Source organism: Neobacillus sp. DFD-2R (assembly GCF_057747865.1).
Genome location: NZ_CM173228.1, coordinates 4036635 through 4053124 on the forward strand (window position 1 = coordinate 4036635; position 16490 = coordinate 4053124).

The 16490-nt window shown below is 38.8% G+C and carries 18 protein-coding genes; 1 reads left to right on the forward strand and 17 read right to left on the reverse strand.

The annotated features are described in order from the left end of the window. Nucleotides 1-21 precede the first annotated feature (21 nt). Nucleotides 22-384, reverse strand: a complete 363-nt coding sequence (locus AC3ANV_RS20105; protein ID WP_488310441.1) for an Asp23/Gls24 family envelope stress response protein — start codon at nt 382-384, stop codon at nt 22-24. Between the two features lie 299 nt (nt 385-683). Here AC3ANV_RS20105 and rpmB point away from each other — a divergent pair, with 299 nt between their 5' ends. Next, nucleotides 684-872, forward strand: coding sequence for a 50S ribosomal protein L28 (rpmB, locus tag AC3ANV_RS20110; protein ID WP_007087786.1), 189 nt, complete (start codon nt 684-686; stop codon nt 870-872). Nucleotides 873-1060: 188 nt separating this feature from the next. Here the strand turns inward: rpmB and spoVM are convergent, their stop codons facing one another. From spoVM to AC3ANV_RS20190, 16 genes are all read right to left on the reverse strand, one after another. Next, nucleotides 1061-1144: a stage V sporulation protein SpoVM gene (spoVM, locus tag AC3ANV_RS20115; protein WP_035445740.1), complete on the reverse strand. Its 84-nt coding sequence runs from the start codon at nt 1142-1144 to the stop codon at nt 1061-1063. Between the two features lie 84 nt (nt 1145-1228). Beyond that, the gene (locus tag AC3ANV_RS20120; protein WP_488310442.1) at nt 1229-1888 is read right to left on the reverse strand and encodes a thiamine diphosphokinase; all 660 of its coding nucleotides are present in this window, start codon (nt 1886-1888) and stop codon (nt 1229-1231) included. Between the two features lie 58 nt (nt 1889-1946). Next, on the reverse strand, nt 1947-2591 hold the full coding sequence (gene rpe / locus AC3ANV_RS20125) for a ribulose-phosphate 3-epimerase (RefSeq protein ID WP_488310443.1): 645 nt from the start codon (nt 2589-2591) through the stop codon (nt 1947-1949). A 2-nt stretch (nt 2592-2593) separates the two neighbouring features. Continuing rightward, a complete protein-coding gene (gene rsgA, locus AC3ANV_RS20130) occupies nt 2594-3475 on the reverse strand; it encodes a ribosome small subunit-dependent GTPase A (protein ID WP_488310444.1) in 882 nt (293 codons plus the stop codon). Nucleotides 3476-3556: 81 nt separating this feature from the next. After that, nucleotides 3557-5524 (reverse strand): Stk1 family PASTA domain-containing Ser/Thr kinase, encoded by a 1968-nt coding sequence (pknB, locus tag AC3ANV_RS20135; protein WP_488310445.1) that lies wholly within the window; start codon nt 5522-5524, stop codon nt 3557-3559. A 6-nt stretch (nt 5525-5530) separates the two neighbouring features. Then, nucleotides 5531-6280, reverse strand: coding sequence for a Stp1/IreP family PP2C-type Ser/Thr phosphatase (locus AC3ANV_RS20140; RefSeq protein ID WP_488310446.1), 750 nt, complete (start codon nt 6278-6280; stop codon nt 5531-5533). A gap of 6 nt (nt 6281-6286) precedes the next feature. Then, entirely contained in the window at nt 6287-7378 is a 1092-nt protein-coding gene (gene rlmN, locus AC3ANV_RS20145; protein ID WP_488310447.1) for a dual-specificity RNA methyltransferase RlmN, read from the reverse strand. 3 nt (nt 7379-7381) lie between these two features. After that, entirely contained in the window at nt 7382-8731 is a 1350-nt protein-coding gene (gene rsmB / locus AC3ANV_RS20150; RefSeq protein ID WP_488310448.1) for a 16S rRNA (cytosine(967)-C(5))-methyltransferase RsmB, read from the reverse strand. Between the two features lies 1 nt (nt 8732). Next, complete coding sequence (gene fmt, locus AC3ANV_RS20155) at nt 8733-9677, reverse strand: methionyl-tRNA formyltransferase (protein ID WP_488310449.1); 945 nt, start codon at nt 9675-9677, stop codon at nt 8733-8735. Beyond that, a complete protein-coding gene (def, locus tag AC3ANV_RS20160; RefSeq protein WP_488310450.1) occupies nt 9674-10159 on the reverse strand; it encodes a peptide deformylase in 486 nt (161 codons plus the stop codon). Before def ends, fmt begins: the two co-directional genes overlap by 4 nt. Nucleotides 10160-10324: 165 nt before the next feature. Next, nucleotides 10325-12736 carry a primosomal protein N' gene (gene priA / locus AC3ANV_RS20165; protein WP_488310451.1) on the reverse strand — a complete coding sequence of 804 codons (2412 nt, stop codon included), beginning with the start codon at nt 12734-12736 and terminating at the stop codon, nt 10325-10327. After that, nucleotides 12723-13943 (reverse strand): bifunctional phosphopantothenoylcysteine decarboxylase/phosphopantothenate--cysteine ligase CoaBC, encoded by a 1221-nt coding sequence (coaBC, locus tag AC3ANV_RS20170; RefSeq protein WP_488314284.1) that lies wholly within the window; start codon nt 13941-13943, stop codon nt 12723-12725. Before coaBC ends, priA begins: the two co-directional genes overlap by 14 nt. 456 nt (nt 13944-14399) lie before the next feature. Then, on the reverse strand, nt 14400-14618 hold the full coding sequence (rpoZ, locus tag AC3ANV_RS20175) for a DNA-directed RNA polymerase subunit omega (RefSeq protein ID WP_488310452.1): 219 nt from the start codon (nt 14616-14618) through the stop codon (nt 14400-14402). A 1-nt stretch (nt 14619) separates the two neighbouring features. After that, nucleotides 14620-15234 carry a guanylate kinase gene (gene gmk / locus AC3ANV_RS20180; RefSeq protein ID WP_488310453.1) on the reverse strand — a complete coding sequence of 205 codons (615 nt, stop codon included), beginning with the start codon at nt 15232-15234 and terminating at the stop codon, nt 14620-14622. Nucleotides 15235-15245: 11 nt separating this feature from the next. Continuing rightward, nucleotides 15246-15509, reverse strand: coding sequence for an extracellular matrix/biofilm regulator RemA (gene remA / locus AC3ANV_RS20185; protein WP_307406436.1), 264 nt, complete (start codon nt 15507-15509; stop codon nt 15246-15248). Between the two features lie 58 nt (nt 15510-15567). Further along, nucleotides 15568-16443 carry a YicC/YloC family endoribonuclease gene (locus tag AC3ANV_RS20190; RefSeq protein ID WP_488314285.1) on the reverse strand — a complete coding sequence of 292 codons (876 nt, stop codon included), beginning with the start codon at nt 16441-16443 and terminating at the stop codon, nt 15568-15570. Nucleotides 16444-16490: the final 47 nt, after the last annotated feature.

The following is a 16490-nucleotide window of genomic DNA, read 5'->3' on the forward strand; positions in this document are numbered from 1 at the left end:
ACTAGGGTTCGATACGTGAACTTACGGGTTCGTCACACGAACCCCCTGAACGTAAATATTAACCGAGTCAACGGCAAGTCCAACAGTCTTATCGAGCGTGTATTTAACCTTTGATTGCACGTTGTGGGCAACCTCGGATACCTTCGTTCCATAACTAACAATTATATACATATCAATATGTACTTCTTCATTTTCTTGACGGACAATGACACCGCGAGTAAAATTTTCTCTTCTTAATATTTCAGTCAGACCGTCTTTAATTTGACTTTTAGTAGCCATGCCGACGATTCCATAACAATCGATTGCTGCTCCTCCAGCGATGGTAGCGATTACTTCATTTGAAATATCAATCTGTCCGAACTTAGTTTTTAATTCAATGGACATGAATCGTTCCCCCTTTGGAAATTGCTCCTTGACTAAGGTCATTTTACTATACTCAATACAATATTAAAAGATATACTTCCCGTATCACTTAGAAGTGCATGCTCTAATATATGATGTCAAGGTATTTTTCTTGAAAGGTTTTTTCACAACTATTGCATTCAGATAAGTTGTATGATAAATTATTAAGGTATCTTTAGACTAGAAAATATGGCAAGACCATTTTTCTATATCCAGATGGAAGCATCTGAAATCATGTAAATGCTGCATATAGCTTTTGGTAGTTAAGGAGGGAAATCATTATGCCACGTAAATGTGTTGTAACTGGAAAGAAAACAACTACTGGTAACGCACGTTCTCACGCTATGAACGCTAACAAGCGTACATGGGGTGCTAACCTACAAAAAGTACGTATTCTTGTTGATGGAAAGCCTAAGCGTGTTTGGGTTTCTGCAAGAGCGTTAAGATCCGGTAAAGTAGAACGCGTATAATAATGATAGGGTATCCGAAAGGATGCCCTTTCTTATTTATTGAACAAAATAGTACAATAATCCTTTACCCTAAATTCCCATGTTTTTATATTATCCAATCCTACTTAAAATAAAAAGCACCCCTTAAATGGGTGCTTTAATGGTTTTGATGGTTGTATAACATATAACGAATTTATTAGCCCGTATGTCTATTCGTTTTTCTTAAATGCTCCAATCATCGCCCGGACAAGTCCGCCTAAAAATTTCGGCAGTTTAATCGTATAAAATTTCATACTGTCCCTCCTCAGCATCTCACACATATCCAATTTTCTCGTACGCCCTTACCATACTATTCAAACGAACGAAATCAGTACCTGCTAATTAATCGTTTTATCATGACTTCTTATCACTATTAATATGCCTTCTGAAAATGAAAAAGTACCATAATCATCAATAAGTTCATTACTAATACATAGTGTGGAACCAAGTGAAATATGACGTTCTTTTAATGGAAATTTAAAACCTTCAAGTGTGAGGTTTGTAACATTAATCGTAACAGGAACAAAGGAAATGTATTTTTCGGCTCGCTTTTTTGCTATGGTATATTTACCCGGTCCTTTTACAGTCAAGTTATTTTGCTGATCAATAAGGTAAATGTTTGTCGGATTTCCTTTTATTAGAGGGTCAATCAATAATTGCACATTAGCAAATAGATGATCCAGCCTTCCACCTGTCCCTCCAAATAACCGAATGATTTCAGGCTTCTGTCCCAACGCCCAGTTTAGGGCAAGCTCAGTATCTGTTTCATCCTTTTCCGGTTTGAAACGCTTTAGTTCTTTTACCTGGCTTTCGATGAACGTTAATTCTTCGGGCGTTACAGAATCAAAGTCACCAAAAGCAATTTTTGGTTTTATATTTCTTTGCAATAAATGGAAAACCCCTCGGTCCACTCCTACCCAAATAACGTTTTCACTGGTAAATTTATCTAAATCAGGAAGGAGGTTTTCAGGGCCTCCTGCGACAATATTGATAATCATCGGGCAACTCCTCTCATTGTAAGCAAAAAGCCAGCTGTTTAGCCGGCTTTTTCCACTTTTAACCTCTTATTAACGATATTGCCCTTGCTCTGTCCTTTTCATTATAAATAGCAGAGCCGGCAACGAGTACATTTGCTCCTGCTTCTATACACTGTTTTGCTGTTTCAGGATTTACGCCGCCATCAATTTCTATTTCGAGTTCTATCCCTTTTTTCTCTGCCATTTCTTTTACTTTTCTTATTTTTGGAAGGACCTCAGGAATAAACTTTTGTCCTCCAAAGCCGGGATTTACAGACATTAGCAACACCATATCAATGTCGCCAATAATATGTTGAATGGATTCAACAGGTGTTGCGGGATTTAAAACGACCCCCGCCTTTACTCCAACCGATTTAATATGTTGAATGGTACGATGCAGGTGGCGGCATGCTTCAACATGTACTGTAATGTAATCTGCACCTGCTTTGGCAAAAGCCTCAATATATTGATCAGGGTTTTCAATCATTAGGTGTACATCCAGCGGAAGCTTGGTAATTGGACGAATAGCTTCCACAATTAACGGCCCAATTGTAATGTTTGGAACAAAATGACCATCCATGACATCGACATGAATATAGTCTGCTCCCCCTTTTTCAACATCTAAAATCTCCTCACCCAATTTTGCAAAATCAGCTGAAAGGATTGAGGGTGCTATTTTTACCATAATTAATACCTCGGCTTTCTATCTTTTATTTCCTGTAGGAAATCCAGATAATGTTCATATCGGTAAAGAGGAATTTCCCCTAATTCAACTGCTTCTTTCACACCACATTTTGGTTCACTTACATGCAGGCAGCCGCGAAATTTACAACTCTCGCTCTTCTTTGCCAGTTCCGGAAAACAGAAAGTTAAATCTTCTGTTTCGATATCGGTGAATTCAAGTGAACTAAAGCCAGGTGTATCTGCTACAAGACCATTGCCTATTTTAATTAGTTCAACATGTCGTGTTGTATGCTTCCCTCTACCTAAATGTGAAGAAATATCATTCGTTTTCAACTCAAGGTCCGGTCGTAAAACATTGAGCAGTGAAGACTTTCCAACACCAGATTGACCGGCAAAGACAGATATTTTATTTTCTACATGCGGGTTTAACCGTTCAATTCCTACTTCAGTTTCGGAAGAGGTTAAGAGCACATCATAGCCTGCCCCACGATACTGTTCTGCATATTCCGAGATGGTTTGCTTTTGTAAATCGTTTGTAAGGTCCATCTTTGTAATACAAATAAGTGGTTTAATATGATTAAATTCGACTAACACTAGAAAACGATCCAATAGCACAGTACTAAAATCAGGTTCAACTGCTGAAAAAACAAGAATGGCCTGATCCACATTGGCAATAGGTGGACGTACCAATTCATTTTTTCTTTTTTTCACTTCCAGAATATACCCTTCCAGATCATTTTCAGCCTGAAAAACAACTTCATCACCAACAAGGGGAGTTATCTTGTTTTTCCTGAAAACCCCTCTACCTCGACACTGGATTAATTCCCCATTATGCAGTACATAATAAAAACCGCTTAATGCTTTTACAATTTTCCCTTCAGGCATAGCCACACTCCTTGCCCTTTTATTTCCGGCTTGACGTATTTAAGAGCTTGAACGAAACAAATGAAAAATAGTAACTTTTATTTAAGGTGTATCCGAATAATTAATGGATTCATCCGTAAAGACTTTGGTATCGCGAACCACCTTATACTCCGCTGTTTTACCGTATGAAATGGTTAATTCAATTGATAGTTTTTTGTTTTCTGTTATCGTAAAGGTTTCAGCAGGTTCCGTCATATTATGATTCATATCATCAATATAGATTTGAACCGTTTGCTCTTTACCCGGTTCAGTTGGTTCATAAGGAATTGTAATGTCTTTAATAATTGTTTTAGGAGGCTTTTCTTCTTTTCCTCTTGAAATAATTACAGAAAACTTTTCACCCTTTTTCATCTCAGTTCCAGCTGCAGGGGATTGGGAAATCACATTTCCGACTGGAATATTATCATCATATTGTTGTTGTGATGCATCAAGACTAAGCCCAACAGAAGATGCATAATCCTGAACACTTTTTAAACTGTATTGTGTTAAGTCCTTCAATTGGATTTTATCCGGACCCTTACTTACTTCAAATTCCAGTACTGTGTCCTCAGGTACCACTTTTTGACCACCTGAAGGATTTTGGCTAATAATGGTGCCGGGCTCACTGTCATTATAAACCTCATTTTTCTTTATATCTTTAAAGTTGTTATTATCTAATAAAAGGACGACATCATCATATTGGCGTCCAACATAATCAGATAAATCATATTTTTCTTTACCTGAGCTAATATATATTGTTACTTTTGAGTTTTCTTTTACTATGCTGCCAGCATCAGGATCCGTTTTTATCACATTTCCTTTTGTTATTTCTTCATTGGTCATCTCGATTTTTTTTCCAACCTGCAGTCCTTTTGAGTGAAGTTTAACGAGGGCAGTATTTAAATCTTTCCCACTAACATCGGGAATCTTTACATCTTTAGCAGCTAATAATCCAGGTAAAATAGTAAAAGATAAAATTCCTAGAATTGCCAGAACGATAAAAGTAGAAATTAAGATAAGCGGCCATTTTTTTCGTTTTTTCTTTTCATTGCCCTTTTTGGAAACATCTTTACTATTAGCTATATTTTTATCACTACTATGTACTAATGTTTCATCAAGATTTTGCAATGGTCGATCATTCGTTATTACCGGTATCGCCTTTGTTGCTTCATCATCTATTGGAATAATAAATTTTGGTTCATGTAGTCTTTCGGAATCAAGAGCTGTTCGTAAATCCTCCTCCATTTCATCCACACTGTTATAACGATGAAATGGGTCTTTCGCCGTTGCCTTTAAAACAATATTTTCAACACTTTGAGGAATGTTTTGATTCCATCTTCTTACAGATGGAGTTTCTGATTGAAGATGCTTCAATGCAATAGAAACAGCTGATTCTCCTGAGAAAGGAAGCCTTCCAGTTAACAACTCGAACATTACAATCCCTAATGAATAGATGTCCGACTTTCGATTTGCCATCCCGCCCCGAGCTTGTTCGGGAGATAGGTAATGCACTGAACCAAGCACAGAGTTAGTTTGAGTAATACTTGTTGCACTTAGAGCCATCGCAATTCCAAAATCAGTTATTTTCACGTTACCATCCAGATCTACCAAAATATTATGCGGTTTAATATCACGATGAATAATATGGTTTTGATGAGCGTGAGAAATCGCTGATGTCAGCTGTCTCATAATCTTTATAGCTGTATCAACCCTTAAGGGGGAATTTTGTTGTATGTATTGTTTTAAAGTTTGTCCTTCCACATATTCCATTACAATGTAGTAAAGATCATTTTCTTCTCCAACATCATAAATATTAACGATATTCGGGTGAACAAGGCTCGTTGCCGATTGAGCTTCCCTGTGAAATCTTCGAATAAATTCCTCATCATTAACAAAATCAAGGCGGAGCATTTTCACGGCAACATCTCTGTCCAATATCATATCATGTGCTAAATAGACATTCGCCATGCCGCCTCCGCCGATCATTTCAAGGACTTTATAGCGGCCGCTTATTCTTTTCCCAATTATCATTTATCGTCACCCTCTTTCAATTTCGTCGTTAAACTCTAATATGATAAGGGTGATATTATCTTCGCCGCCATTTTCATTCGCCAAATTAATAAGGGCAGCAGCTCTATGTTCAAGCGAATCGTTACTCTGAAGAATTTGGATCATATCTTTTTCATGTACTTTATTTGAAAGTCCATCGGAACATAAAAGAAGAAAATCCCCTTCTTCAAACATAATCGTTTTTAAATCAATTTTTACATCCTCTTCAGTTCCTAAAGCGCGCAGTATTACATTTTTCCGAGGATGATGCTCAGCATCTTCTTTGGTGATTTGGCCGGTTCGGACTAATTCATTTACAAGTGTATGATCTTCTGTCAATTGCTTAAATCCGGAATCATTTAATATGTAACAACGGCTATCCCCTACATGTGCAATTGTAGTAAAAAAATTCGTAGCAATGACAGCTTCAATCGTTGTTCCCATACCTTCACATTCAGTGTTGCTCATCGAATGATTAAGTAACAACTTATTTACTTCGAGAATATGTTTTTTTAACCAAGCTTCTGCTTGGTCGGCAGTCTCAATCCCTTGAGACTGCTCCCATCTTTCCTGTAAAAGGGTTATCGTCATTTCACTTGCAACATCACCTGCAAGGTGACCGCCCATTCCATCGGCTACAATGGCAAGAAGATGACCGTCACGATTTAGAAAAGCTCCACCATTATCCTCGTTATTTGAGCGGATTCTGCCTTGGTCCGTTTTAAATACAGCCTTCACTAATTGTCACCTCGTCTCCTCTTTCCGCTCCTTTGCACGAAGTTGCCCACATGCTGCATCAATATCATGACCGTGCTCCCGGCGAATAGTAACATTAATTCCACGATTTTTTAACGTTTTTTCAAAAGCAAAAATCTTTTCTCTTGGTGTTCGGACATAGTCCCTTTCAGGGACATAGTTAACAGGAATAAGATTAACATGGCATTTTATCCCTTTTAAAAGAGCAGCTAACTCTTCTGCATGCTCAACTGTATCATTTACACCGCCAAAAAGCCCATATTCAAAACTAACACGGCGACCTGTCTTATCGATATAATACCTTACAGATTTCATTAAGTCATCAAGTTTATATGCCTTATTAATCGGCATTAATCTTGAGCGTAACTCAGTGTTTGGTGCATGCAATGAAATGGCAAAATTTATTTGCATATTTTCATCTGCAAATTGATATATTTTTGGAATAATACCACTAGTCGATACTGTAATATGCCGTGCACCAATCATCAGGCCTTTATCATGATTGATAATTTTTAAAAAGGAAAGCATATTATCGTAATTATCAAACGGTTCACCTATCCCCATAATAACAACGGAGCTTACGCGCTCATCTGTTTCATCAAGCGCTTGTTGGACTGTTACAACCTGAGCAACAATTTCCCCTGCTTCGAGGTGTCTTTTTAATCCTCCAAGTGTTGAAGCACAGAACGTACAGCCAATTCGACAGCCAACTTGAGTCGTTACACAAACTGAATTCCCATATTCATGGCGCATAAGGACTGTTTCAATTGAATACCCATCATGGAGCTCAAAAAGAAATTTAATGGTTCCATCACTGGATGTTTGTTGAATTACTGTTTTTAAAGTAGTTATTTGAAACTGTTCGGAAAGTTTATCTCTTAATTCTTTTGATAAATTACTCATATCATCAAAGGAAGTTATTCTTTTTTTATAAAGCCAATCATAAATTTGCTCAGCACGAAATGGTTTCTCTCCGTTTTCTGACAGCCAGCCCTTTAATTCATGAAGCTCCAAGGAATAAATGGATGTTTTCTTAATATCCTTTGTTGTATAATTCTCAGTTGTATTTAATTGTTCCAACTGTTACACCTTCTTTCTTATAACTGCAATATAAAATCCATCAGAACCAAAATCCTGCGGGAAAATTTGCAGATCATGGCCCGAAATTAGCGGCCTGATTGCTGCCGGCATCCGTTCTTTAAACAATGAATCCTCTTCAAATTGAGGATTTTCCTTTAAAAATGCGGCTACCGTATTTTCATTTTCCTCTTTATCTACTGTACACGTACTATAGACAAGAATACCACCCTTTTTCACTAATGAAGAAACAGATTTCAGCAAATTTTTTTGAATACTGCTTAACTGCATTATATCTTGTTCTGTTTTCGTATATTTCATGTCAGGCTTTCTTCTCATTACACCCAGACCGGAGCAAGGAGCATCTAATAACACTCTGTCAAAGGTCTCTTCTTTAAAATGTTCGCCTGCAAGTCTGGAATCCATTGCAATTGTATTGATGTTTTCTAAGCCTAAACGTCGAGCATTATCATTAATTAATTTTACTTTGTGTTCATGAAGATCAATGGAAATCACTTCACCTGTATTGTGCATTTTTTCAGCAATATGCGTGCTTTTCCCGCCAGGTGCCGCACAAGCATCAAGGATAAATTCATTTTCCTCAGCACCTAAGGCATAAGAGGCGAGCATTGAGCTTTCATCTTGAATGGTGAGCATCCCATATTTAAAGGGAATTGACGAAGCTAAATTCCCCTTTAAACACCTTATTGCCTCAGGAATGATCGGACTTTTTTCAATTTGAAAACCGTCCTCTTCCAATAACGCGATACATTCATCTCTTGAAATTCTTGTGAGATTTACTCTTGCGGTTTGCATTGGGGCTGTTAAATTAATTTCACACATTTCTTTTGTTCTATCATAGCCAAATTGATTAACCCATCTTGTCACAAGCCATTGTGGATGACTGGTTTCTAAGGCCAGCCGTTCAATAGGATCTGCGATTTCATTCATAGATGGGAGTCCTTCTCTCTGAATGCTCCTTAACACTCCATTTACCAAACTGGCAATTCCTTTATGCCCTCGTTTTTTAGCAATTTCCACCGCTTCATATATAGCGGCCCTATCCGGAATTTTATCAAGGTAAACCATTTGATAGAGCGTCATTCTGAGTAAATGAAGAATCCAATTGGCTAATTTTTTGTGGTCTTTTATGAAAGGATGTAAAAAGAAGTCCAAAGCCATTCGTCTTTGCAATGTCCCATACGTCAATTCTGTCAGTAAGCCGACGTCTTTAGCGGACACCCCATTTTTTTCGATCGTGTTATTAAGAAGCAAATTGCTATATGATTGATTTTTCTCAATGGCTACCAAAAGGTCCATTGCGGTTTCACGCACATTTTTTATTGTTGACTTCATCTTAATCTCCCAATTTACTACCGTTTGAAATTTTGGAACCGGCACCTCTTAAAAATACTTCGCTTGTCATTTTTGTTTTACCCGAAGGCTGGAGTTCTTTAATTTTAATCGCGGTTTCATTTCCGGTGCTTATCAATATCCCATCCGTTTCGATTTTTAAAATGGTACCGGGCTCGTTCCCCGAAAATCCCTGAACCTTTTCAGCTTTCCATATTTTGAGAACATTCCCGTCAAGGCTTGTAAAAGCGACAGGCCATGGATTTAGGCCACGGATATGGTTGTAGATTTCTTCACCTGTTTTGGTCCAATCTATCTTTTCCTGCTCGCGCTTAATGTTCCGGGCAAAAGTAGCGTCCTCATTATTTTGTTTAACCGGAGTAAGTTTTCCTGCTAACAGAAGAGGCAAGGTTTCTGATAATAATTCCGAACCCGCTTTACTTAATTTATCATGAAGAGTACCAACATTGTCTGAATCGGTAATTGGAACCTCCACTCTGGTCAGTATATCTCCGGCATCAAGTTTTTCAACCATGTACATAATCGTTATTCCGGTTTTCTTTTTCCCTTGCATAATCGCGTAATGTATCGGTGCTCCGCCGCGCAATTCAGGAAGCAGGGATGCATGAACGTTAATACAGCCATGAGCCGGTGCTTCTAAAAGCTCATTCGGTAAAATTTGGCCAAAGGCAGCAGTGACAATTAAGTCAGGCTTTAGTGAAAGGATCTTTTCAAGTTCTTCCTTTTGGCGAATTTTTTCCGGCTGATAAATGGGGATTCCATGGTTCAATGCTTCAACTTTTACCGGAGGCGGTGTTAAAACCCTCTTCCTTCCTACCGGACGATCCGGTTGAGTCACAACGCCAATGACATCATAACCATCACTGATAATTTGGCGAAGAATTGGCACCGAAAAATCGGGTGTACCCATAAAAACTATTTTCGTCATTCAATTTCTACTCCTTTTAACTCATCCTGCTCAAGGTATCTAGTTACTTTAGATGTAAATAAAATCCCATCCAGATGGTCCATCTCATGTTGAATTGCCCTGGCAAGGAAATCTTCTGCTTCAAGGGTATATTTCTTACCCTTTCGGTTATAGGCTTCAATTTTCACAAAATATGGTCTTGTCACCTCACCATATAGTCCTGGAAAACTTAAACAACCTTCGGGACCTGTTTGTTCGCCTGACGTTTCTAAAATCCGTGGATTAATCAATTCAATGGTCCCGGATTCATCATCGATATCAACAATCGCGATTCTTTCATCAATTCCAATTTGGGGTGCAGCTAGCCCGACCCCATCAAATTCGATCATTGTCTCGTACATATCATTAAGCAATTTACCAAGCTTCCGATCAAACTTCATCACGGTTCTGCATGGCTGCTCAAGTATTTCAGCAGGATAATTTACTATTTTACGTATGGCCAAATTTGTTCCTCCATTATTGCCGTTCTCCATTCAGAGGAATTTAATTTCCATCCAAAATGATAGCATTTATTTATATTTCAATGGGAACTTCCGCTTTTTTTATATTATTCATTTTCACCCAAAAAACGTAAGTCTAACCTATAAACACTCTGATTCCCTGGCAGATTACATTAAAATAACCGGGTTTACATCAATAGAAACTTGCAGTCCGCCGGTCGTATCCTTCTGATATTGGTCAAGTATCATTTTTAATGTCATTGGCAGGTCAGGTTCCCGCTTGTATTTTATCAAACATTGGTAACGATATCTATTATTTATCCGCGGGATTGGCGAGGCTGCAGGTCCAAGGACAACTGTTTCATTTGAAACCCTCGAGCGAACGTAAGCAGTGATTTTTTCTGTCGCAGCAACTGCTGTCATTAACTGCTCGTGGCTAACAGTAATGAGCGATAAATAGTAAAATGGCGGATAATGATGCGTTTTACGGACCATCATTTCTTTCAAATAAAAGAGATCGTAATCCTGAGTTCCGGCAAGTTCAACGCTGTAATGCTCAGGAGTATACGTTTGAATAATGACCTCTCCCGGTAACTTGTGTCGTCCTGCTCTTCCGCTTACTTGAGTTAATAACTGAAATGTTTTTTCCGATGAGCGAAAATCAGGTAAATGCAGCATAGTGTCCGCAGAAAGGACACCAACAAGCGTAATATTCGGAAAATCAAGTCCTTTAGCAATCATTTGCGTGCCTAAAAGAATATCAGCTTTACCATCCTGAAAATCCTTTAATAACCTTTCATGTGCACCTTTTCGTCCGGTTGTATCCACATCCATCCGAATTACTCTTGCCTCCGGAAGTATCTTGCCAAGCTCCTCTTCAACCTTTTGAGTTCCCGTACCGAAATAGCGGATATATTCACTTGAACACTCCGGACAATGCTTTGGCACAAGGCTTTCATAACCGCAATAATGACATTTCATTTGCCCTCCCTTACTATGGTAGGTTAAGGAAATGTCGCAATGAGGACAATTTATGACATACCCGCAGTCCCTGCACATGACAAAAGAAGAGTGACCCCTTTTATTTAAAAATAATACGGATTGTTCTTTGCGCTCAATTCGTTCCTTCAACATGTCAAAAAGCTTTCTTGAAAACATTGACCGATTTCCGCTGCGAAGCTCTTCGCGCATATCAATAATTTCTACTGCCGGGAGCGACTGATTATTCATTCGACTAGGAAGAGAAAGGAGATGATAAACTTTTTTTTGCGCTCTGGCAAAAGACTCTAAGGATGGGGTCGCACTTCCCAGCACAACAGCACAATTATAGGTTTTCGCCCTCTCAATGGCCACATCCCTCGCATGATAGCGAGGCATTTCTTCCTGCTTATAGCTTGTTTCGTGCTCTTCATCGATTATTATAATTCCAAGGTTTTCAAATGGAGCAAAAATCGCTGACCTTGCACCCACAACCACTTTTACTTCCTTGCGTTGAATTTTTCGCCACTCATCATATTTTTCACCGGCAGATAAGCCACTGTGCAAAACGGCAACGAGGTCGCCGAACCTTCCTTTAAATCGATTCACCATTTGCGGTGTCAGGGCAATCTCCGGAACAAGGACAATCGCTTCCTGACCTTTTTCCATTACTTCCTGGATGGACTGCAAATAGATTTCAGTTTTCCCGCTTCCTGTTACACCATAAAGTAAAAACACTTCATGCTTTTTTTGTTCAATCGTATCAAGAATCGGCTGAATGGCTGTTTGCTGCGAATCAGTCAGCGGCAATGGGCTGGTCCGTTCAAAAGTTCGATTTTCATACGGATCACGATAAACCTCCATATCCTGTTCAGTAAGAAGTTTTTTTTCAACGAGTGCATGTACGGTTGCGGATGAGATCTTTAAGTCAGCTAATAATTGTCTTAATTCCACCGGACGATTATTTTGAGCAAAATAGTTTAAGACTTCCTTTTGTTTTTCAGCTCTCGCAGGCAAATGGGCTATTTCCTCTTTTAATTTTAATGACGATAAAAGGGGGCTTACGAATTTTAACTGTTTTTTCTTCAATCTTCCTTTTACTTCATAAAGTACTTCAAGATGTCCTTTAGAAGCCTCGCGTTGTAACAACGGCACAATTCCACTTTTTAACGCCTCTTCCCAATTAACTTTTCTATCATCTTTGAAAAAAGTCCAAAGTTGCTCCGGTAAGTCCATAGCTGTGACACCGGCTGCAAGCTTCACACTCTTTTCGTATTTCGCTTTTAGCGCAGCCGGGAGCATTACCTGGTAAGCAAAAATTTTAAAGCAAAGCGTATTTTCAGTCAGCCAGTTTCCAAGCTCTAATAATTCATGATTTAGGACAGGCTCAAGGTCCATTGGCTCCGCAATTTCTCTTAACTTCTTAAATTCGGAATGGATTTTAATTTCGGTGACGAATCCCTGAATTTTTCTCGGACCAAAGGGGACTACCACTCTCATTCCAGGCTGAATGGTATCAATCCATTGGTCAGGAATCAGATAATCAAAGGGCTTATCTGTTTGTTTTGTTGGAACATCAACAATCACACTAGCAATTTTCATTTTTATCAAAATCCTTCAAAAGTAAAGCAATTTCTTCGATAATCTTTTCCGCAGCCTTCTTTTTTGACATTAAAGGTAATTCTGTTATTTCTCCATGGCGTTTAAAAAGTGTCACTATGTTTGTATCTGTCCCAAATCCTGCTCCCGCCGCTTTTACATTGTTTGCAACAATCATATCCGCATTTTTGGCGTACAATTTTTTCCGGGCGTATTCTTCCAAATTATCCGTTTCAGCGGCAAAGCCCACAAGTACTTGCTTCTTCTTAAGCTTTCCCAGCTCCAACAAAATATCATTGGTACGTTCAAGTTCAATAAATGTATCTCCAGGCTGTTTCTTCACTTTATGGTCATAAGCAATTTTTGGACGGTAATCTGCTACAGCCGCCGTTTTAATCACCACATCCGCGTCACCAAAGCGGGCCAAGACAGCATTATACATTTCTTCTGCACTTTCGACTTTCACCACTTCCATTCCTTGAGGAGAGGGTAATTGAACGGGACCGGAAATTAATATCACATTCGCCCCCGATTTTTTTGCTTCTTCAGCAAGTGCATAGCCCATTTTGCCTGTCGAATGATTAGAAATATATCGGACCGGATCTATTTTTTCCCTTGTTGGACCGGCGGTAATCACAACATTTTTCCCTTTAAGCGTTAAATTATCATTTTGAAAAAAGTTGAAAACTGCTTCTACAATTTTTTCCGGTTCCTCTAAGCGCCCCTTTCCGACATATCCACAGGCAAGATATCCTTCACTGGGTTCAATAAATTCATATCCAAAACCGGCTAAAACGGAAAGATTCCTTTTGACAGCAGGATGGTCATACATATGAACATTCATTGCCGGAGCAATCCAAACCGGTGCTGTAGTTGCCAGTAAGGTGGTAGTGATCATATTGTCTGCGATTCCGTTAGCAAGCTTAGCGATTGTATTTGCAGTCGCAGGTGCAACTAAAATAAGATCAGCCCAATCAGCAAGATCAATATGGGCAATCACCTGCGGATTTTTTTCATCAAAGGTGTCACGATATACCTCATTGCGGGATAATGCTTGAAAGGTTAATGGGGCAACAAATTTTGCGGCTGAATCACTTACTATTACTTTTACCCGGGCACCTGCTTGTACAAGCTTGCTAGTCAAAGCTGCTGCTTTATAAACTGCTATTCCACCCGTAACACATAATAAAATTTTTTTATTATTTACCATCATTAAACCCCCAATTCTAATACATACACTCTCTTTTTTTCATTATGCTAGAAAAACAGCAAATTTTCACCTTTTTCACATCGATTATTCGACAAAAAACAACTTTTATTAATTATTAACAAATAGGCTATGTTAAACTTGCCTGTTGATTTCCGCTCCAGGCACTCGCTTTCCGCGGGCGGTCAGGAAGCCTCCTCGGCGCATAATGCGCCTGCGGGGTCTCCCTTGACACGCTTTTCCCGCAGGACTTTGAATAGGCTTCCACGAATACTCACCGCACGAAGAAAATGCGATAGCATTTTCGAGGAGTCTCGCGCCTTCCGCTCCAATCAACATAGTGAACAAAATCAACAACGAGCTTTAACATAGCCAACAAATAAAAAAGGCTGACAGATAAGGAGTTTTCCTTTGTTGTCAGACCTTTCTTTCATTTTTCCTTACAATTTTTGTTTTCGACTATTCAGCACTTGCTTCTGCTTTTTTTGAGATGCGATACGTAAGTTCACCGCTGTAAATTTCCTCTAGCGCTTTACCAACAAACTTATAGGAAACATATTTTGGCAATCTTTCGTCCCTTACTTGCTGCATGGCACGTGCACGTTTTGCGGCAACCGAGACAAGAGAATATTTTGAATCAATTTTTTCAAGCAATGAATCAATAGACGGATATAACATATTAATCAACCTCCAGCAATTTTTTGTAGCGATGTTCGACTCGTTCTCTACGGCAATGCTCTGCAGTGATAATCGCTTTTACACGTTCACAAGCGTGTTCGACTTGATCATTTTCAACAACATAATCGTATAATTCCATCATTTCGATTTCTTCACGGGCCGAAAGCATTCGATTGTGAATGAGATCCTCTGTCTCCGTACCTCTCGTCACAATCCGATTTTTTAATTCTGAAAGACTTGGAGGCATAAGGAAGATAAATAATCCTTCCGGAAACTTTTCACGAACCTGACGGGCACCCTTTACTTCAATTTCCAAAAAGACATCTTTTCCTGCATCCAAGGTTTCTCTAACATAATCCACAGGTGTACCATAATAGTTGCCTACAAATTCAGCATACTCTAATAGCTTACCTTGCCCGATTAATTCTTCAAACTCTTCGCGTGTCTTAAAAAAATAATCGACTCCATTTACTTCCCCGTCGCGAGGTGCACGTGTTGTCATCGAAATTGAATATTCAAAAGCTGTATCCGGATGAGAAAAAATCTCTTTTCGAACCGTTCCTTTGCCAACACCTGATGGTCCAGAAAGTACGATAAGCAATCCTTTTTCTTGCATTTTTAAAAATCCTACCCTTCATCTATAATATCATCACGGTCCGTTAAGCGATGGGCAACCGTTTCTGGCTGTACAGCTGATAAAATGACATGGTCACTGTCCATAACAATTACCGCGCGTGTACGTCTTCCGTATGTTGCGTCAATCAATGATCCCCGATCCCGGGCATCTTGGATAATCCTTTTTATCGGAGCAGATTCAGGGCTAACAATGGAAATTATCCGATTGGCAGAAACAATATTTCCAAAGCCAATATTAATCAATTTTATCGACATGTTATCATCCAATCATCAATAATATATTTTGACCGTGTCAAACCTTTTCTAAACAGTACTATTCAATATTTTGAACCTGTTCTTTAAGTTTCTCAAGCAAACTTTTTATTTCTACTACTTTTTTCGCGATGTTGGAATCATTAGCTTTTGAGCCAATGGTGTTTGCCTCCCTGTTCATCTCCTGTACAAGGAAATCAAGCTTTCTTCCAATTGGCTCATTTTCATTAAGAGTCTGGATGAATTGCTGAATATGACTTCTTAGTCTCGTAATTTCTTCATTTATATCTGCCTTATCGGCAAATACAGCTACTTCTGTTAAAATTCTCGTTTCGTCAATCATCCCATTCACAAACTCTTGCATTCTTTTCGTTAAACGTTCTTTATATAACTGAACTACAAGCGGCGCGTAATTTTGAAGCTCAGTTACATTGGTTTCTATTTGGGATAAAGAGGCGAGCAAATCCTTTTTGAGTTCTTCCCCTTCTGCAATTCGCATTTTTTTCAACAGATTCACAGCTTCTTCTGTTGCAGTAAGCACTAAATTTTCAAGTGCTTCATTTCCAACTTCACTTTCTTCGATATGTAAAAGCTCACTGCGATTTAGCAGGTCTTGGAGTGATACTTTTCCCTCAAGATCGTACTTTTCGCCGGCCTGTTTAATGAATTGGTAGTATTCTTCAATCAACTTCCAGTCAACATGAACTTTACGGGTTACAGCGCCTTCCCCTTCAATACTTACATATACTTCAACTCTGCCGCGGCGGATTTGCTGATTTAATTTTTTCTTCATTTTATCTTCGATTTTTAAAAGCTGCCTTGGCATGCGAATATTGATTTCACAAAAACGATGGTTAACCGTTTTTACTTCAACATTTACTGAAAAAGAATCAGATTCCACCTTACTTCTTCCAAAGCCTGTCATACTAATAACCATCATTTGCACATCCTTAGAAAAGCGTAAGCGACCGTTTAGCGCACGAC